The following is a 19,517-nucleotide window of genomic DNA, read 5'->3' on the forward strand; positions in this document are numbered from 1 at the left end:
CAAAACCTTCTTGTTTTCAGCTACCCCTCCTAATTTTTACTTACAATTTACATAAATAGTATAAGATATTAACAATGTCCTCCTAGAATATAACAGAAATGATAACCGGATTGCTGACAGATCAATGATCAAATTGTTATGGAGAATATCTGGAAAACAGGAGGACAATATGAAAAAATTACTAGTAATGGCAACAATGGGGTTAATGCTTACGACATTTACAATGCCTGTTCTAGCGGCTGACCAGAATGCTGCAGTGGATTCACTCTCACTTGGGGTTGGTGCTGATGAGACAGAGATCTATGTAAACTGGTACAGTAAGTCTGCTAATGCCGGAACCGTTCAATGGGCGAAAAAAGCAGATATGCCAGGCGAGGATTTCCCGCAGAAACATATGGAAGCAGCAGCCGTTACAGCGGCAGCTGAGAATAAAAGCGGCTTTTACAGCAATAAGGTTGCTTTAACTGGGCTGGAAGCAAATACCCAGTATGTATATCGTGTAGGAAATGATGGAAGCTGGTCGGAGATATATGACTATGACACAGAAAATTTTGACGGCGGATTCAGCTTTCTTCTTGCTGGGGACCCTCAGATAGGGGCAGGCTCCCAGGCATCGGATCAAAAGGGCTGGGAAGATACGCTGAATAAAGCAATGAACCAATTTCCGGAAAGCAGTTTTCTGATATCTGCAGGGGATCAGGTAAATACAAATAATAATGAAAGCCAGTATACCTCTTATCTGGCACCGGAAGAGTTGAAAAGCCTTCCGATTGCAACGAATGTTGGAAATCATGATACAAAAAGCAATGCTTACAGCGAGCATTTCAATATTCCGAATGTAGACCAGACAACAGTTACTGCAGGAGAATTCAGTGGAGATTACTGGTATAAATATGATGACGTATTATTTATGTCCATTAATTCCAACGATAGGAGTACTGCAAAACATAAACAGTTTCTGGAAGATACCGTAGCTGCACAGGGATCAGATGCAAAATGGAAAGTCGTAACCTTCCACCATTCCGTTTACAGTACTGCATCCCATACGCAGGACTCGGATATTATCCAGAGAAGAAATGAGCTGCCTCCTGTATTTTCTGATTTAGGCATAGATGCGGTCCTTATGGGACACGACCATGTTTACACCAGAACTTATATGATGAATGGAACAAATCCGGTTAAAACAGATAATGTAGAATCACAGGTTGTAAACCCTGCAGAGGGCGAAGTGCTCTATTTAACTGCAAACTCAGCCAGCGGAAGTAAATTTTACAGTATTATGAATTATGATTATCCATTTGCAGCCGTAAAAAATCAGGAAAGCGTACCAAATATAACAAATGTGAAAGTTACGGATACTTCTATGCAGTTTACTACATACCGTACAAGTGACATGAGCCTGGTAGATGATTTCACTATATATAAAGGGGTGGATGCAAATGGTGATTATACGGCACCGGTAATTACCGCCCCGGATAATGATACCGTTATTCTGGGAAAAGCATTTGATCCATTAGAAGGTGTAACGGCAATTGATAACAAGGATGGAGATATTACAGGTAAGATTAAAGTAGAAGGCACGGTAGATATTAATAAGGTGGGACAGTATACGTTAACTTATACCGTATCAGATACTGCCGGAAATGAAACAAAAATTGTACGTACAATAACAGTATTGGATGAGGATAAGACGGCACCTGAATTAAATGTGCCTGCGGCTACGGAGCTGTATACAGGCGATGAATTTGATCCAATGGATGGTATTACCGCAACGGATGAACGCGATGGAGATATCACGAAGTCTGTTACGGTAGAAGGCAGTGCAGACACCCAGACACCAGGGACTTATGAATTAACATACCGTGTTTCTGATGCTGCTGGAAATGAAACGGTCAAAAAGAGAATCGTTACAGTAAAAGAGTCCACCACAGAAGAGACAACGCTCATAACAACCCAGGATACTATCTGGAGGTATCTGGACAACAACACCGATCCGGCAGAAAACCTGGAAAGCAGAACCGCATGGACAGAAGAAAGCTTTGATGATTCTGTATGGAGTACCGCAAAGGGAAGCTTTGGAGCAAAAAAAGGACAGATCGCTGATCTGGGCGGCGGATGCACTCCAAATACCCTTTTGACACAGTATATTGAAGGCACAAAAGATGATATCCCAACTTATTTTTTCCGAACAACATTTGATCTGGAGGATGCAGAAAAAGTTGTGGGTATGACTGGAAGCCTGATGTATGATGATGCGGCTATCGTTTATATCAACGGTGTAAAAGCAGCTTCCTATTACGAGCCGGAAGGCGGTTTTGAAAGCAATATGTCTTACGGCGGTTCCAACAAGAGTAGTCCGTTGAATGGAACCTTCCAGCTGGAAGACTGGAGTATGTTAAAAGATGGTGTAAACACAATTGCAGTGGAAATCCACAATGGACGTATCGACAGCTCTGATGTATATTTTGATTTCCTGGATCTTACGGTTACGACTGAAAAAGAAATTGCGGATACGATAGCACCTGTGATCAGCTTCCCGGAAAAAACAGAGATTTATGTAGGGGATGTATTTGATCCTATGGCAGGCGTAAGCGCATCAGATAATGCAGACGGAGATGTAACAGCAGATATTCAGGTACAGGGTAAGGTTGATGTATCCAGACCGGGTACCACGGAACTGGTATACACAGTTACGGATAAGGCAGGAAACAAAGGTGAAGCCGTAAGAAAAATAACGGTTATGGAAAAGGAACAGCCGGTGGTACCGGATAAGTCAGCACCAGTATTGAACATTCCTGCAAGTACGGTAATTACAGTAGGAAGTAAATTTGATAAAATGCAGGGAGTCAGTGCGAAAGATGACAGGGACGGTGATATCACTGCGAAGGTAACCTGTACCGGTGAGGTAGATTCTTCAAAACCGGGAACTTATACACTGACTTACCGTGTAAGTGACAAGGCAGGCAATACCGTAACCCAGCAAAGAACAGTAATTGTAAAGGCAGCACAGCAGGGAACAGATAAGCCTGCGGTTGTAAAAGCCTCGGGTGTAAAATTAAACCACAGCAGCATTACCATTCAAAAGGGTAAGAAGTATACTTGGTTAAAAGCAGCTGTTACTCCCAAAAACACAACCAATAAAAAGCTCACCTGGAGTTCCTCGAATAAAAAGGTAGCCGCTATAAATGCAAAAGGTGTGGTTACTGCTAAAAAAGAGGGAACGGCTAATATTAAAGTAAAGACAGCAAATGGCAAGAAAGATACCGTAAAAGTAAATGTTGTAGACAGGAAAATTAAAGTCTCTAAGATTTCAATGGATAAAAAAGCAAGGATGTATAGAGGGACAAAATTGGAACTGGATGCAGCAGTAAAACCAGTAAATGCTTCCAAGAAGAAAGTATCCTGGTCAACATCAAATAGTAAAATTGCCACAGTTAGCCCTAAAGGAGTTGTAAAAGCGAAAAAGACCGGTACGGTTAAAATTACATGTACGGCAAAGGATGGAAGCGGTAAGAAAGCGGTATGCAGTATTACTGTTGTATCTAAGAAAAAGTAAATCACCATTTAGTTAGGGTAGAAATCCAATAATATAAATACGAATATGATTTGAATAAGAAATATTTGAAACAGAGCTGCTGCAGTTAAACCGGAGTCCAAAAGGCTGAGTCAGGCGCCTTCTTCCTGCTGTTTACTGCCACTGCTCTGTTTTTGCGGAACAGGAGATTACAGATGTTAAAAAAATACTGGATGGATAAAAAATGGCTTGCATTTTTAGCTGTATTTATACTAACAATTGCAGCAACGTTCATTTTCTATCAAAAAACGGATATGTCCTATGAGTTTGCGGACTCCAGCACCATTCGCTACGTTAAGGGAAAAGTAACAGAGGTTTTGTCTGAGGAATTAGAGAAAGCAGATGGAAATGATCCACGTATACTGGGGACCCAGAAGGTAAGGGTATATATAAAAGAAGGGGAACAAAAGGGAAAAGAACTGGAATTTGACAACGTACTATCCACGACCCACAATATTTATGTAAAACCGGGACAGGGTGTTTTAATCAAGGCTGATATGCCAGAGGGGGCTGCACCTTACTACTCTATTTTTAACTATGACAGAACCGGGGGAATTGCAGCAATTGCAGTAATTTTTATTCTTCTGATGGCGCTGGTTGGCAGAAGTAAGGGAATCAAAAGTGTTATCGGGCTGCTCTATGTATTCCTATTAATCATAGGATTTCTCATACCTGCGATTTACAGCGGCTGGCCTCCTGTACTGGCGACGGTACTCATGGCAGTAACTGCATCTGCGGTATCCATGATTCTTCTGAACGGATTTTCGGCAAAAACCTGGACAGCTATTTTATCTACTGTCGCTGGAATCTTGATAGCAGCATTTGTTTTTGCCATATTTGCCTGGATATTATCCGTAGACGGATATAAGCTGGATGAGGTAGAAGAATTGATTCTGGTTTCCAACAGTTCCGGTATGAAGGTTGGGGATATTCTGTTTGCAGGTACACTTGTTTCGTCACTGGGAGCCATTATGGATATGACCATGTCGGTGGCTGCGCCGTTGTATGAGATGCGAGAAGCTAATAATAAGATGAGTTCCAGGGAGATCTATAGAACCGGATTAAAGATTGGGAAAGATATGATAGGTACTATGTGCGAGACATTGGTTTTAGCATTTACCGGTACGGCAATCACTACGCTGCTGCTGTTAAAAGCCTATGGAATTCATATGGATCAGCTGTTAAGCTCTGATTATATTGCCATAGAACTGGCACAAGGGCTTACAGGGAGCATAGCTGTGATACTTGCAGTGCCGATAACTTCTCTGTTGGCGGGATTGATTAGAAAGAAAGGTGTTCATTATTTGTAACAGAGTAATCTGACTAGTGCATCCCGGCGTAAATACGTCGGGCGACACTAGACAGCAGAGCCTGTTTGAAAATTCATTCCTGTCATCTGCGCGCCCCATTGCGCATGGAATTTGCCCGGAAAATAGTCAGCACAGCCCGCTATGCCTCATATTTTCCGAACAATTATCCCCACAAAGTGTGGCGGACGGTTGTCAGAAAGCAATTTTCAAACATGCACTGGTTTCTTGTGCTTTATATGCAATATCAGTTAACCGCCCCAAATGACGACAGGTTACTTATATTTCTCATAATATTTTTCAGCTGAAGCATAATCCAGTTTAAAGCATCTTAGAAGTTTTTCAATAATTCGTTCACGGCAGATTCCCTCTTCAAGGTTATCCCTTATTAGGAATTCGATGCATAATTCTCGTTCCTGTTCTATTCCTATCTTGCGTCCGCGTTCTATGCCTAATGCAATTCCATTTTCCTGCCCAAGCTCCAATCCTTCCTTTTTTGCCATATATATAAGATGGTTATAGTCACGGATTGCTTTTTCCCTGGATTCGTATTCTATTCTTTTTGCGTCATCTGCACTTATATTTTTTAAGATCTGATACGCTTCATTTATGTACTCGTTCTTCTCTGCCATATCCTTGAAATCCTCCTCCCGCTTTCCGTTCAGAAATTTCGCCCATTGTAATAATTCGTTTTCCGGTTCTTCCCGATTCCCCAATTTGGGCAGTTCCAGTACATGGAACTCCAGTTTATCAGAATATAAGCTCCCCCGCGTGTCTTCCCGAAGATGAAAACAGGAATACCATTCATCCGTATCCTTTAAGAAATCAAAGTCCAGTATACTGATTTGGATACATTTCACAAGAACATCATAATTATCTCCGCTTATGATCTGATCTGTATACATCTTACAAGTGTAGAACAGGGTACGCTCTTCCCAGCACTGAAAAGGCAGGACCTGCATTTCCAGGTCTATCTGAGTGTTGTCATACATCATTACTCTTACATCCAGAATGCCAAGCTTTTGTGAATCACTTTCTTTTCGCAGGATAGTGTTTAGTAATACTGTTTCCTGAATCTCCTTCGGATCCAGATTTAAAAATGCTGCGATTAAACCTTTTCTGGCTTTCTCACTGTACATCAGCTCTTTAAAACAGAAGTCAACAGTAGGCAGCATGATAAACGGTTCTTTTTTCTCGGGTTCAGTATGGCTGTTACTTATTTTGGGCGAATTGTTCATGGTTAGTCCTCCTCTTACAGAAAGGCAGTTATCCTTTGCAGCGTAAGAGGTTGTTAGATATATTATAACGACTCACAGCTTGCATGGCAACGCCTTATATGAAATTTTACTTGTCGATTGGAAATTACCTGGCAGAATAGCCAGTGTTAAGAAATTTTATATAACAACATATTATCATAAAATATTATTTTGTGCAACACATTTTTAATTGAAGTTACTTATTATGAAATAAAAATAAAGATCCTCTTAATAAGTGATTAACGGCAGCACATCGTGTTCTGATGATATACGCACAAAATGAGTTTGCCTGGTAATGGATAGCCAGAAATAGGGGAAGTCATGATTCGTTCGAATCACAACTACCCCTATTTCAGGCTATGCGTAGATATAAAAACAGTTAAAAAAACGGGTTTAGCTGATTAAGGGACGCTTTGTAGATGGAGATGGTGCAACGGAAAGGTAAGTAAATACTCAGCTCTGCTCTACGCGGTTTTCTCAGCAGGGTGTAGACCTGGAGTTGTTCTTTTCTGGATGTGCAGAGTGTGTTTCGGCAGTTCAGTGTGAAATGTGCGAAATACGATTAAGTTTTGCTTGCTTTCCTGATCACAGACTTAACTGGATATAGGTACTATAGCCATTAGTAGAATGATGAAACCATCTGCAGTGATAATTATATCTGCTTTCTGCCAATAGCGTCCAGCATGCCCCCTTCTCTTTCCGTACACCATCTCCAGCTACAAAGCGTCCTCTTCTCAGCTAAACCCCAACTAAAGATAAAATTGTTCGCTCTACCCCTCCACAAAGCAAGATCAAAATACCACTATTTCAAAGTATTCATTATTTCACGTGCCTCGTCCGGTGTGGCAGTTTCAAAACCAATAGCCCGGATCAGATGTGCCAAACGTTCCACCAGCTCAAAGTTCATGGATGCAGATTTGCCGGGTGCCAGATAGGCGCTGTCTTCAAATCCAATCCGGACGATACTGGCACCCATTGCAATTGCTGCGGCTAGGAAGTTCCAGTTGTCACGTCCAAAATGAGTCACACCCCATTTGGCATTTGCGGGAACAAAGGAACGGAAAGCTGCAAGGCTTTCGACCGTAGGCTGCATACCTCCTTTGTGTCCGAATACCAGGTTATAAATAATCGGGTCCCGGAAGGGATATTCTTTTGCAGTCATTTCTATATTATGAATCATACCGATATCAAAAACTTCAACTTCCGGTATGGTTTTCTTATCATATACGGCTTTTGCACAGTAGCGGATATCCTCAAAAGAATTCTTGTATACGGCTTCACCAAGATTTGTGGAGCCGCCATTCAGGGATGCGGATTCTACTTTTACATAATCCAGAGGAGTGCAGCGTTCTTCAATGGTCAGATCGGAAACACCTCCGGTAGATGCCTGTACAAGTACATCTGTTTCAGCTAGTATTTTTTCAAAGCATTCCACCATAAATCCGGTATCCGCGGTAAGGGAACCATCCGGACGGCGGCAGTGCAGATGACACATTGCAGCACCGGATTCTACTGATTTTTTAACATCCAGCGCCAGAGCATCTGCATCAATGGGAGTAGAGGCAGCTACCGGTGCCAGAGAAATAATAACTTTATTCATATTTATACCTATTGCATATTACAGGCTTGCCTGCAATACTGCCACAATAAAACTGGTTGAAAGAATCAATCGTGGCATCCTTTCTATATCATAATTTTCTTTCAACCTTTAGTCATTTCTATTTGCTAGTACTACAGTGAACGTTTTGTAATGTTCTATTTAATGCATTATATTTGGGTTTCGCTGAGGAAGGACGCTTTGTAGATGATAGGTAGTGTACGAAAAGAGAAGGGGGCAGACCAGGACATTGGTTTGGAATGCTTAACGCAGAACTGGTATTTTCTAACCTTCCGTACACTACCTATCATCCACAAAGCGTCCTTCCTCAGCTAATCCCATTTAACAAATCTCTTCTACAATGTCCCGCAATGTATTTACTTCCCCTACATTTCCGGGGAAGATAATATATGGCGTATTTGGAAATTTACTTTCATCGCCGGTCAGCCATACAGGGATTCCTTTTTTGATCTGGCCCATTACCAGTGCTTTTTTAACCTGAAGTCCTTTTGTGCCCACATCGCTGGATGTAATACCGCCTTTGGCAATGATAAAACGAGGCTTTACGGTGAGAAGACGGATGATACTGGTCAGGGCATCAGAGATGTGAACGGATGCCATAAGAATTTCATCTTTGTCTGCGGTATCAGGTACCAGAAGCCTGCGGCTGGTGTAGATGATTACTGTTTTGTTGGATCGGATCAGTGATTCTGCCTGATCCAGGATACGCTGTACTTCTGCCTTTAATCCGCCATCCTGAAAATAAGAATTTACATTAAACTCCAGAAAAGTCAGGTCTTTTTCTGATTCCAGCAGGGCGTTTAACTGGTCTGTTGTCTTTTGGACGTGAGATCCAATAATTACAATTCCGCCTTTATCTTCCTTGCCGGCTATGAGGTCTTTCTTTGAAAGCAGTGGCACATCAGTTATCTGTCCCAGTACCTTTGGCAGAGCGGCGGCACTTCTTGCTATGAAATTTTTGCCCTGCCTGAGGGCACGTATCAGGCAGATACAGAATATCTTGATGTCTATGTAATCAATAGCATTTACGATAATTTTGGCAAAGCCGGATGCAGACATCAGTTTATCTGTAATGTTGTCCAGCTCCAGTGATCTTAATTCTTCCAGTGATATGGTGATGCAGTCTTCTTTGCGGAATCTTCCTTCACTTTTTTCTTCCACGTATTCCGTCAGATCGGAAGAGGTATAACCGAAGGTCTTATCTTTGGAAAATTCTGTATTTCCGGCTGGAATCAGGAAGCCGCCTTCTTTTACATAGTGGATATTGTTGATGGTGTATCGTCCGCCCTCTTTGAAAAAGGGACAGATAATTTCCCCGTCTGTAGGAATGTGGCAGTCTGTCTCCAGGGTGTCTTTTAAAACTTCTGTTTCCAGCGGATAGTGCCCACGCAGGGTAGAATCGCCCCGGGAAATCAGAAAAAATTCCTGACCGTTTTCTACAGCTGTTTTACCGATACGACGGGCAATCTGTGTGTGTACCCGGATGGTTTGTTCCCTGAAAAAACTACGGGAGTTTGTTAACAGGAAAAACATATCTTCTTTGGATGTAAAAGCTTGATTTATGGCAGACTCTTCCCAGTCCGTATAGACATATACGTCATGAACAGTCTGGATGCCGGTAGGATCATCATCCAGAACCACTATTTTTTTATGAAAATCCTGGTATTCCGACCGCAGCATAAGGTCGATATGTTCAGTATCTACAGAAGGGTATTTGTCCAGGACATCTAATGTTAAGGCCTCTGTAGTTTGCGCATTCTGTTTCATAGATAACATCTCCTTTGGGATTTAGAGCGAGTTTAAATTACCTGTTTCCAAAATTTATAATGATCGTTAATGGTTTGTTCGATTCCGGTAAAATCTTTCCTGGAAATCATGGTTAGCATTTCAGTATGAAGACGGATAAAATCGTCGGTATCATCTTCCGCTAAGACCATTTTCACAGCATTTTTCCGGGAAGGTATGGTAATACGGTCCACATAGGTATACATGCTGAGCAGCAGCTGATTTTGGGAGGCATTTGTCAGAGCCATATGAAAATCTATGTCTGCATTTAAGACGGTCTCAATATCCTTATCTTTTTTGGAAACGGCATTTATCAGGTTTTCCAGGCAGCCTTCTATATGGGCAATCTGCTCCGGTGTAATGGTGTGCATAATTTGCTGCATAATACCGATATCCAGTACTTTTCGAAGCTGGATAATTTCATCCGATGAATTCTTCTCAAGAAGAATACCATAGAGCATAGGGTCTAGCATCTTCTGGCTGTACCGGTCATTTACGAATGTACCGTCGGGGCGTTTGATATAGACTACACCGTAGGCTTCCAGGATTTTGATTGCTTCCCGGATGGAGTTGCGCCCCACCTCGAAGGTGGCGCAGAGGCTGGTTTCCGTAGGCAGCTTATCTCCGGGCTTTAATTCTCCGTTTATAATGGCATCGGTAATTTGGTTTACGATCCGGCTGACAATTGATTTGTTTTGCAAAGATCTCGAAAGGATAGGTGTGTCAGTTTTTGATTGGGCCATAAAGGCACCTCCTTTTCTGGGGTAGTGGAAGCAGCGTATCTTTTAGGATACGCCTATTTATAAGCCACAGGCATCCAGATCTTCATTTCACCAAAACCCCTGTTGTCCCATGCAAAGTATGGGATCAGGCGGATATGGGTCGTGGACATTCCGTGATATCGCAGGGTCTGGTAGAGGGAATCACGGTTGTATTCTTCTCTGTTAATGCGGTATACATCACCTTCCAGTGCGGCAAGGTCCCTGCCGCCTATAGTATAGGCAACCGGAGTGAATTCGGCGTCCAGTTTCCATAAAAGGTCATCTAAAGTTTCTACATCTGCATCCGGGCTTTCTATACAGTATACCAGAGGTCCGCGCTCAAGTGCAGCCTGATTATTCGTTTCTTCCACCAGAGCATGCGCAGTAGATAAACGGGCAGGCATATCAAATGAAACTGTTACATCGGATACAGTGTCCGGGTTGATACAAATCTTCTTATAGGTCTGGCTGTCATTTTGGGTAAGACAGATGGTCGTCTCTCCCCCAATGGTAATAGTTCCGTTTTCTACCCAGCCCGGAATGCGGACATTTAGATAGATTGGTGTCTTATGATCCGGGGACGCATATTTCAGGTCTTCAATGTGAAAGGATATATTTCCGTCATAAGGATAGTTCGTATCCTGGATTAGTGTAAAGGATGCGCCGCAGGGAAGCTCAATCTGGGAGCGGCTTGCACCGTACATACCCATCCAGAGGGTGTCATCCGATACGGTATAGGCATATTCACTGGACTGGGCAATGGTTCTGGCAAGGTTTGGAGGGCAGCAGTAGCTTAATATATACTCGCTTCTTTCCAGTGGCCAGATCAATTCGTAATCCAGTTTCTTTGCTCTGCGCAGCATGTTTTCATAGAAATATTTCTTGCCATCCATGCTGACAGCAGCGAGGTTTACATTCAGCATAGTACGTTCGATAATATCAAAATACTCAGCCTTCGGATCAGCCTGGAACATACGGTAAGCCCAGAATACACTTCCGATAGAAGCGCAGGTCTCGTTATAAGCGGTGATATTGGGAAGCTGGTATTCATATCCGTAAGCCTGGTGGATCTTCTGGTCAATGAAGAAGTTGCCATAGGGTGAGGTTCCGTTATAAAGGGCTCCGCAGCCTCCGGTTATGTAGAGCTTCTTATCAACCAGGTTGCGCCAAACTTTATCCAGCATTTCCTTATATTCTGACTCGCCTGTTTCAGCATACAGATCCGCAACACCTGCATACAGATAGTTGGAACGCACTGCATGTCCTAAAATCTTATCGTGTTGTTTTAGGGGGATACGGTCCTGGTTATCATCGGTACCATCTTTTACAGAGTCACGTAACTCAATAGCAAGCTTTGCAAGCTCCAGATATTTTTTGTCACCTGTTGTCCGGTACATTTCAATGAGACCCATGTAGTGGGATGGGCATACGGCGGTCTGTACTTCCCCGTTTTTAGCGTTATCCTGATACATCTGGTCAAGGTAAACGGCAGCTTTTTTAGCAATCTCCAGAAAGTTCTCTTTCCCGGTGATCCGTTTGTAAAGGCAGGCCGCAGTAAATAAATGGCCAAAGTTGTAAACCTCAAAATCATTGATATCACCTAAACGTGCAATACCGTTATTCTGGCGTTCGCCCAGAATCTGCTTGGTGGAAATATATCCATCTTCCAACTGGGCACGTCCGATGAGGTCTATATAATCATCCAGCTGATCTAAAAGTTCATGATTTCCGTTTTTAGCGGCGCTGTACATTGCGGACTCCATCCATTTGTAAAAGTCCCCGTCGCCAAAATTGGTTCCGTCAAAGGTACCTTCTGCCTCTCCGGCACAAATCCGGAAGTTTTCCACAACATGGCTGATATCCTTAGCTTCAAACATACTTTGTAAATGAGGAACTGTATCACCGGCGCATGCGGTAAATGCATCTGCCCAGAATCCCCTGGTCCAGTTAACGGCATTCCAGGGGAGAGGGGATACTTTTGAAAAAGGGGATTTTGTAGTATTAGTTAGCATGATAAAACCTCGCTTTCCATATTTGATTAATTATTAATAGTATCTGGTAGTCCATAAACTGGGAACTTCCATAATATGTATTTCTGCGGGAAGGGAACCGGACGGCAGGCCTGCGGCGGGGAGTCTGGTTCAGAAATTAAATCAGACCTTTCATACGCAATGCTTCTTTTAAAGCTGCCGCCCCGTAACGTGGGCTGGAAACTACCGGCTTACCATAAGTTTCTGCGATTAACTCTTCGCAGTAAGCCATGGAGCCCTGACATAAAAGAATTACATCTACATCCTGACAGATTTCCCCGGCTTTTTTCAGAAGAAGTTCCCTGAACTGTTCCTGATTCAGTCCGAATGCACCATCAATTAAGCCGTCTGTCAGTGTTACTGGTTTTCCGATTTCCCTGGCAACACGCAGGATGGTATTTTTAGTTGGTTCTAAAGTGGTGGGAAGTGTAGCCAGTACTCCGATACGGGAACCCTGCCTTGCAGCATCCCGGCACATTTCTTCATCTACCCTTACGATAGGCACACCGAGGTATCTGCCCATGTCCTGTACACAGTCAGCCGCTTCTCCCACAGAAGAGCAGATATTCAAAACGGCATCTGCGCCATCCTGAACTGCTTTCAAGAACATGGTAATCAGTCTGGCAGCAGCATTTGCAGTCACATATCCATGATCTCTTGTTTCAGAAAGGATGGTAGGGTCTTCGTAACTCATCAGTGTTACTTCCTCTGGGAGCTGGCACTTTACTTCACGTTCTACTAATTCAATTAATTCTGGTGTGGTGCTTGTATACACTAATCCTATTTTCATGATTTTACCTATAATATATTGCAGGGTTGCTGCAATACTGCCACTTATTAAACGGGTTGAAAGAATCTCTGTGTGGCTTCCTTTCTATTTCATAATTTTCTTTCAGCCATTTTCCTGTTACGCAGTTTTGGATTTATAACTTCTTATCCAACGTTCAACGTAGGATGTTAAAATATAACCCTATATTCTCACATAATACAAGATTTGTAAAGATAGGAATTGTGCATAAAATAAAAAGGTTATTTTGTAAGTATTGTACAAGATCTTTTGTGAAAGAAGAAATTGGCATTGTAAGACTGTAAAGATTAGTGTATTTTAAAGTAGAGTGCAGATGAAAAATGCAGTGATTTTTCCGCTTTTTGAGATTTTCAGGAAAAGTGGAATTGAAATGGAGAAAACGAATGAAAAAGATTGCAAGATGGTTTGGAAGGTGTAAGATCAAGGATCAGATCAGAACAGCGATTATTGCCCTGGCTGTTTTTTCGACGGTATTGCTGGGAGTTCTCAGTTACTTTCTTTCCAAACATATTATTGAGCGGAATTACCAGGAGGACTTTTCCTATAACCTGGAGATCTCGGATGAGATTACCGATATTCAGTTAAATAATATAATAGAGCTAACCAGAAATCTTCTGGTGAATCCCAGTTTTATGTCTGTTTTTAAGGAATCCGGTACAAATAAAAACAAGGATTTTTCCAGTACCCAGAGGCATACGCTGGAATCCTATCTGGGCAGAATTGCGACCCAGGAAACCCTGATTGGTGAGATTATTGTATTGGATAACACAGGAAAACTCTATACATATTCCGCTAATTCCGGTGAGAGTGTTTCCTATCATATCCAAAATGTGCTGGAAACCAGTTGGGTGAAGGAGATGAACGAAGCTAACGGGAAAGAAGTATTTTACGGGCAGAATATTCTGAATCCGGATAAGAACCGGGGAATGGTATCCATGGGGAAATTACTGGTAGATCCGGGGAACTATGAGGGAATCGGATATATGGTGGTAAATATTCGGCAGAAGATATTTGAAAAGGCCTTTGGATCTACTCACCGGGCCAACCAAAGCGTATCTTTTATGGTGGTAGATGATAAAAAACATAACTCCATTATGTATTTCAGAGGAAACGAAGAAGATCAGGAACAGATTGAACAGGAGTATTTCCGGGGCTCCGGATTTGGGAATCAATTTGTATTTGCCAGCGTGGAAAATGACCCCACCGGCTGGAAAATGGTGAGTATTATACGAAAAAGTGAACTTACCAGGGACAGTAATGTAATCGGGGCTATCATAATGGGAATCATTCTGATGCTGGTAATTTTAGGATTTTATATTTCCCGGTTTATATCCGGTAAAATCTATGAACCTCTCCGAAAACTGGAGAATACCATAGAGGAAGTGGGTGAGGGTAACAGAAATATCACCGAAGAATTTGATTCCAGTGAAGTTGGGCAGATTGGCAATAAATTCAAGCAGATGGTCAACAATAACCTGGAACTTCGTGAACGTCTGCTTTCCAGTGAGTTAAAGGAAAGAGAATCGGAACTACTGCTTTTGCAGTCTCAGATTAATCCTCACTTTTTATATAATACTATGGATTCCCTTTATTGTATGGCGGTAATCCACGAGGCGGATGATATGGCACAAATGGTAGATGCGCTGGCCCGTACTTTTAGGCTGAGCCTGAACAAGGGGAATAAACTGATCAAAGTCGCAGATGAAGTGGCCCATATTAAGTCTTATATGGAAGTACAGAACTTCCGTTATAATAATCGCTTTGAACTGGGGCTTGATATCCCGGGAGAGTTGGACGATGTCTATATTTTGAAATTTATCCTCCAGCCGTTTGTGGAAAACGCGATGTATCATGGGCTGGAACCACAGTTAGGAAAAGGGAGCATTCAGGTAGGTGCTGTCAGGGAAGAAGAAAAAATTATTTTTACCATTGTGGATGACGGCGTGGGAATTGCTGATTTGTCTGTATTGGAAAAAGGATATGGAGTACGAAATGTAAGAGAGCGAATTGCGCTGTATTACGGAGAAGGATATGGAGTCAGATTTGACAGTGAGCCGGGAGTGGGGACAAAGGTTACGGTCACGGTAGGCTTGTCTTATCAGGAAGGAGTAATTGCAAATGAAAAGAGTAGTGATCGTTGATGATGAATATATTGTAGTAAATGGAATAAAAGCCATGATCGCCAGAGAAAAAATGGATTTCGAGGTAGTTGGATTTGCCTATGACGGGATTGAGGGGCTGCGTGTGATCCTGGAAGAAAAGCCGGATCTGGTTATTACGGATATCCGTATGCCCGGTATGGACGGACTTTCTTTAATTGAAGAAGCAAGAGAATACACGCCGGATACAGTTTTTGTAGTGATCAGCGGATATCAGGAATTTGAGTACGCCAGAAAGGCCCTCCTGCTTGGTGTCAGGGGTTATATCGATAAGCCCATAACAATGGACAAGATACGTGACACCATGCAGATGACCGAAAGCCTGCTGGCTTACAGGGCGGATCAATCCCGTAAAGAGGAAACCCAGACCAGGAAGAAAGAATTTCAGGATATCAGTCAGGAATTAATGCATTCCATAGAAGAAGCTGATATTAGATCATATGAAGAAATACTTTCCGCTACGTTAGAAGCGCTTCAAAATTATACGGACACACTGGAAGAATATAAGAAAGAAAGCTACAAAATGGTCTGTCTTGCTCTGGGCATTTATTTTGAAAAGCGCAGAGAAAGAAAGGAAGAACAACATTTTCCATCCTATCAAAATGTGGAAAATATGGAATCTTATGAAGAGGTCAATACATTTGTAGAAGAAATATTCCGATCCATGCTTCAAAGAATGGAGGTTACAAAGATCGGAGGGATGCACCGTACTGTAGAAAAGCTGCTGACCTATATTAATGAGAATTACCATCGGGATATCGGACTTGCGGAACTGGCGGATATGGTAGCTATGAATCCGGCATATCTTAGCATTCTGTTCAAAGATGAAGTTGGTATGAGTTACATTAAATATCTGACTAAGACCCGGATGGAACATGCAAAAGAACTTCTGAACCAGGGCTATAAGGTCATAGAGGTCAGCGAGAAGGTAGGGTACAGCAATTATCGTTATTTTTGCGATATTTTTAAAAAAAATGTGGGGCAGACGCCGAATGAGTATAAGGGTACGGTGCGGAGGAAAAGTGAGTAATGAGGGGGATGAGGTAGCGTCCCCTTACTCAGCTAAACCTAGGACAAATCCTTCCGCATAAAAAGCCTCATCTAATAAAAGCTTTTCAGTGTGAATCAGAGTCTGCCCGCCCTTGCATTCAAAGGGGAGGGACTGCCCTGTACGCATGGAGCGGATTTCCCGGATATCAGCATCAATGGTCAGGGATAGCATATTGGGAAGGTCAGGGATTTCATCATACAGAAAGTAAGCATAGATATTCCCTGATTTTTGTGTATATTTTATCCGCTCCTGGAAATAGGGTGGAATAATTGATGTCTCATAGATTCCATCACCGAACAGAGCCAGCCATTTTCCCATATTTTTAATGGACTCTACGGCCGGTTTCGGAAGTTCGCCGTCGGGCTGAGGGGCAATATTGAGCGCAAGGTTTCCGCCCTTACTTACCACATTCAGCAGCATGTGGACCAGTTCCCTGCCTGTTTTAAAATGATCGGTATAATGAAAGGAAAATCTTTCTCCAACGGTGGCACAGGTCTCCCATGGAATGAACAGTGGCTGGTCAGGAATCTGTTTTTCCGGAGTGATAATATTTTCGTAAGGCCCTCCAACACAGCGGTCACAGACGATCAGATGGGGCTGTGTGGTGCTGCGCAGGGTCTCCACTACCTTTTCCAGATGGATGTCCTGGTCCAGATTATCCTTGCTGACCCATCCGCCATCCAGCCAAAGCACATCTATTTTTCCGTAGTTTCTTCCCAGTTCCAGAATTTGCCGGTGGGTGAATTCTTCAAATTTTTTCCACAGATCAGGGTGTTCCTTGATGTTATAATTCATATTCCTGGTTGGTGCCGTCCCAAATTCGCTGTGCCAGTAATAATCGCAGTGCCAGTCCGGTTTGGAGAAGTAAGCAGAGATGGCAAGTCCTTCTTTGCGGAAAGCATCATACAGGGAGCCTGCAATATCAGCATAGGGGCTGGTGTGAAAAGGACAGGATTCATGCGTAATTTTGTAATCGGTAGTTTCTGAATCAAACATGCAGAATCCATCGTGGTGTTTGGTAGTGAACAGGAGATACCGGAAGCCGCATTCCTTAGCCAGGCTTGCCCAGCGGTCGGGACGGAATTTCACTGGATTGAAAGTCTTATTTGCATTTATATACTGCTCCTTGAAGGTGGGGATGTCGGTCCAGTCCACGTCCTCCTGTGACCAGGACCCGTCTCCGTCAGAGAGAGGCCAGGATTCATAAGTTCCCAGCTGGCACCCGGGCGCCCAGTGCATCATAAGTCCCAGTTTTAATCCCATAAACCAGTTGATGTGTTCCTGTACAGCAGGACTGTCCGCAGGAACATATTTTTCGGCATCGGTATAGGTATGAATTCCATTAGTTACAACTTGTTCTTTCATCGTTATTCCTCCATTTTTAGGTTAAGGTGTTTCAAATGTAATACGGGCAGTGAGAATGCCCCGCTCTTTTCGGTAAGTCAGTCCGCTTGCTCCCTTGAAATTTAAACGGATCCGCTCATTGATGTTGCGGATGCCAAATCCGTTGGATACTTTTAGTGCGGTGTCTTCCGAGTGGTCTAAGAATTTGTTGAGTTCTCCTGCATCACAGCCTACACCGTCATCTGTAATGTCAATAATGACAGTACGGGCTGAGCGGTAAATATGTACCAGGATGTGAAGATCTTTTTTACTTTCCACCAGACCGTGGGAAATAGAGTTTTCAATCAGCGGCTGGAGGGTAAATTTGGGGATGTATACGGTGTTCAGATCCTCCGTGGCATCAACATCCAATACCAGGTTCTGGGAGTGGCGCAACTGCTGGATGTTGATATATTCCTGAATGTTTTGCAGTTCACTTGAGACAGGAACAAGCTTATCCGGTTCTGTAATGCTGTACCTCATAAGGTTTGCAATGGATGAGACAATCTCTGCAATTTCATCTTCGTTTTTTGAAAGAGCCATCCAGTTCACGATATCCATGGCATTAAATATGAAATGTGGATTGATCTGGGCCTGTAGTGCACGCAGCTCGGAACGTTTCTGCTGTTCAGTCTGCTCCTGAATATCCTGAATTAACTGGTTATTGTGGGAAATCAGCTGTGAAAAGCTGTCACAGAGCATGACAATTTCCTTATCTCTGGAAAAATGCAGGGTATCTACTGAAAAATTTCGTGTATCGTGTATTGTGCTGATCGTCTGCGCCATACGGATGATAGGGCGTGTAAAACGATTGGATATCAAATAAATGCCCGCCATCAGCACGAGAAAGATCAGGAATACAAACAACAGATAAAAGCGCATCAGATGGCTGAGCTGAGTCTGGATATCCCTGTAAGGTGTCAGAAACAATATTTTCAGATCATACCGCTGCAGGGAATTCAGACTCATTACATACCGCTGGTTATCCAGAGTGACAATTTCGCCGCCAAATGCCTGTCTTGCCATAAACCGGTCACAGGCTTCCAGGTACAGGGATTTTTGGGCATTGCTTAGGAATAAAAGTTCCTGCTGGCTGGTGAAAATTGCATATCCGCTGTTATCACTGATCGGATCAAGAGAAAAAGTACGTGCCAGGTCTTTGGCTGCAATGCTGATTACCATCACCCCCTGTCCTTCTTTGGAATAGGGGCCTGTATAGTAGTTATTATGAATAATCTGTGCAAAACAGAAATTCTTTGTTTCCGGATCCAGAAAAATACGGCTTCTTTTTCCTGATTCGATCAATTGCAGATACCAGCTCTCTTTCTTTACCTCGGTATCCGAAAAAATGTTGCTGGAAGAGACAAAAGGATTGGTATTCAGGGTCTGACTGTCGAAGAATTCTGCAATCGGAAGGCTGTCGTTCAGAAACAGCGTATTTTTCAGATACAGGCTGCTGCCCAGAATCTGACCGGTGGAATAATGGGAAAACTGGTTTGTAATGGATTGCCGGATCTTAATTTTCTCCAGGGAGTCTTTCACGGTTCCGGTGCTTAGGTAAATGCCGATTGCTTCGTCCCCAATGATTCTCAGGGAGGTCTGACGGATGGAATCCAGGAAACTCTCTACCATATTTGAATTCATAGTAACAGCTGATTTCTGATAACGCATAATTTCAGTTTCATATCCCTGGCGGAAGAGTATGAAGATAAAGGCATATGACAAGAGCGTGATTACTAATATTCCGCAGGAAAAGGCTAAAAATATTTTCTTTTTAATTCCCAT

The 19,517-nt window shown here is 42.8% G+C and carries 13 protein-coding genes; 4 read left to right on the forward strand and 9 right to left on the reverse strand.

Going from position 1 to position 19,517, the window contains the following annotated elements:
- The first annotated feature begins 169 nt into the window (after positions 1 to 169).
- Complete coding sequence (locus QR40_RS29975; protein ID WP_052430903.1) at positions 170 to 3,556, forward strand: immunoglobulin-like domain-containing protein; 3,387 nt, start codon at positions 170 to 172, stop codon at positions 3,554 to 3,556.
- 173 nt (positions 3,557 to 3,729) lie between these two features.
- Positions 3,730 to 4,884: a YibE/F family protein gene (locus tag QR40_RS17230; RefSeq protein ID WP_044296118.1), complete on the forward strand. Its 1,155-nt coding sequence runs from the start codon at positions 3,730 to 3,732 to the stop codon at positions 4,882 to 4,884.
- A 47-nt stretch (positions 4,885 to 4,931) separates the two neighbouring features.
- On the opposite strand, the gene QR40_RS33770 is transcribed toward QR40_RS17230, so the two are convergent.
- The 7 genes from QR40_RS33770 to QR40_RS17260 form a co-directional block, all read right to left on the reverse strand.
- On the reverse strand, positions 4,932 to 5,027 hold the full coding sequence (locus tag QR40_RS33770; RefSeq protein ID WP_377142213.1) for a DUF6783 domain-containing protein: 96 nt from the start codon (positions 5,025 to 5,027) through the stop codon (positions 4,932 to 4,934).
- A gap of 129 nt (positions 5,028 to 5,156) precedes the next feature.
- On the reverse strand, positions 5,157 to 6,119 hold the full coding sequence (locus QR40_RS17235; protein WP_044289597.1) for an Rpn family recombination-promoting nuclease/putative transposase: 963 nt from the start codon (positions 6,117 to 6,119) through the stop codon (positions 5,157 to 5,159).
- Positions 6,120 to 6,939: 820 nt separating this feature from the next.
- Complete coding sequence (locus QR40_RS17240) at positions 6,940 to 7,737, reverse strand: beta-keto acid cleavage family enzyme (protein ID WP_044296119.1); 798 nt, start codon at positions 7,735 to 7,737, stop codon at positions 6,940 to 6,942.
- A gap of 339 nt (positions 7,738 to 8,076) precedes the next feature.
- A complete protein-coding gene (locus QR40_RS17245; protein WP_044296120.1) occupies positions 8,077 to 9,522 on the reverse strand; it encodes a four-carbon acid sugar kinase family protein in 1,446 nt (481 codons plus the stop codon).
- A 32-nt stretch (positions 9,523 to 9,554) separates the two neighbouring features.
- Positions 9,555 to 10,283, reverse strand: a complete 729-nt coding sequence (locus QR40_RS17250) for a FadR/GntR family transcriptional regulator (protein ID WP_044289599.1) — start codon at positions 10,281 to 10,283, stop codon at positions 9,555 to 9,557.
- 53 nt (positions 10,284 to 10,336) lie between these two features.
- Positions 10,337 to 12,313, reverse strand: a complete 1,977-nt coding sequence (locus tag QR40_RS17255; RefSeq protein WP_044296121.1) for a glycoside hydrolase family 127 protein — start codon at positions 12,311 to 12,313, stop codon at positions 10,337 to 10,339.
- Positions 12,314 to 12,449: 136 nt separating this feature from the next.
- Entirely contained in the window at positions 12,450 to 13,121 is a 672-nt protein-coding gene (locus QR40_RS17260; protein WP_027295525.1) for an aspartate/glutamate racemase family protein, read from the reverse strand.
- Between the two features lie 401 nt (positions 13,122 to 13,522).
- Between QR40_RS17260 and QR40_RS17265 the strand changes: the two genes are divergently transcribed.
- Both QR40_RS17265 and QR40_RS17270 read left to right on the forward strand, forming a co-directional pair.
- Positions 13,523 to 15,280, forward strand: coding sequence for a sensor histidine kinase (locus tag QR40_RS17265; RefSeq protein WP_044296123.1), 1,758 nt, complete (start codon positions 13,523 to 13,525; stop codon positions 15,278 to 15,280).
- Positions 15,258 to 16,328: a response regulator transcription factor gene (locus tag QR40_RS17270; protein WP_044296124.1), complete on the forward strand. Its 1,071-nt coding sequence runs from the start codon at positions 15,258 to 15,260 to the stop codon at positions 16,326 to 16,328. The genes QR40_RS17265 and QR40_RS17270 overlap by 23 nt, the downstream gene beginning before the upstream one ends.
- 24 nt (positions 16,329 to 16,352) lie before the next feature.
- Here QR40_RS17270 and QR40_RS17275 read toward each other — a convergent pair whose 3' ends face one another.
- Together QR40_RS17275 and QR40_RS17280 are read right to left on the reverse strand one after the other, a co-directional pair.
- Positions 16,353 to 17,714 (reverse strand): alpha-L-fucosidase, encoded by a 1,362-nt coding sequence (locus QR40_RS17275; RefSeq protein WP_044296125.1) that lies wholly within the window; start codon positions 17,712 to 17,714, stop codon positions 16,353 to 16,355.
- A gap of 21 nt (positions 17,715 to 17,735) precedes the next feature.
- Positions 17,736 to 19,517 (reverse strand): sensor histidine kinase, encoded by a 1,782-nt coding sequence (locus QR40_RS17280; protein ID WP_044296126.1) that lies wholly within the window; start codon positions 19,515 to 19,517, stop codon positions 17,736 to 17,738.

The organism is Robinsoniella peoriensis, from assembly GCF_000797495.1.
GTDB lineage: Bacteria > Bacillota > Clostridia > Lachnospirales > Lachnospiraceae > Robinsoniella > Robinsoniella peoriensis.

What these genes read in the sequence shown, in the direction of transcription:
- QR40_RS29975 (WP_052430903.1), top strand. Translation starts at nt 170, where the DNA reads ATGAAAAAATTACTAGTAATGGCAACAATGGGGTTAATGCTTACGACA.
- QR40_RS17230 (WP_044296118.1), top strand. Translation starts at nt 3,730, where the DNA reads ATGTTAAAAAAATACTGGATGGATAAAAAATGGCTTGCATTTTTAGCT.
- QR40_RS17235 (WP_044289597.1), bottom strand. Translation starts at nt 6,119, where the DNA reads ATGAACAATTCGCCCAAAATAAGTAACAGCCATACTGAACCCGAGAAA.
- QR40_RS17240 (WP_044296119.1), bottom strand. Translation starts at nt 7,737, where the DNA reads ATGAATAAAGTTATTATTTCTCTGGCACCGGTAGCTGCCTCTACTCCC.
- QR40_RS17245 (WP_044296120.1), bottom strand. Translation starts at nt 9,522, where the DNA reads ATGAAACAGAATGCGCAAACTACAGAGGCCTTAACATTAGATGTCCTG.
- QR40_RS17250 (WP_044289599.1), bottom strand. Translation starts at nt 10,283, where the DNA reads ATGGCCCAATCAAAAACTGACACACCTATCCTTTCGAGATCTTTGCAA.
- QR40_RS17255 (WP_044296121.1), bottom strand. Translation starts at nt 12,313, where the DNA reads ATGCTAACTAATACTACAAAATCCCCTTTTTCAAAAGTATCCCCTCTC.
- QR40_RS17260 (WP_027295525.1), bottom strand. Translation starts at nt 13,121, where the DNA reads ATGAAAATAGGATTAGTGTATACAAGCACCACACCAGAATTAATTGAA.
- QR40_RS17265 (WP_044296123.1), top strand. Translation starts at nt 13,523, where the DNA reads ATGAAAAAGATTGCAAGATGGTTTGGAAGGTGTAAGATCAAGGATCAG.
- QR40_RS17270 (WP_044296124.1), top strand. Translation starts at nt 15,258, where the DNA reads ATGAAAAGAGTAGTGATCGTTGATGATGAATATATTGTAGTAAATGGA.
- QR40_RS17275 (WP_044296125.1), bottom strand. Translation starts at nt 17,714, where the DNA reads ATGAAAGAACAAGTTGTAACTAATGGAATTCATACCTATACCGATGCC.
- QR40_RS17280 (WP_044296126.1), bottom strand. Translation starts at nt 19,517, where the DNA reads ATGGGAATTAAAAAGAAAATATTTTTAGCCTTTTCCTGCGGAATATTA.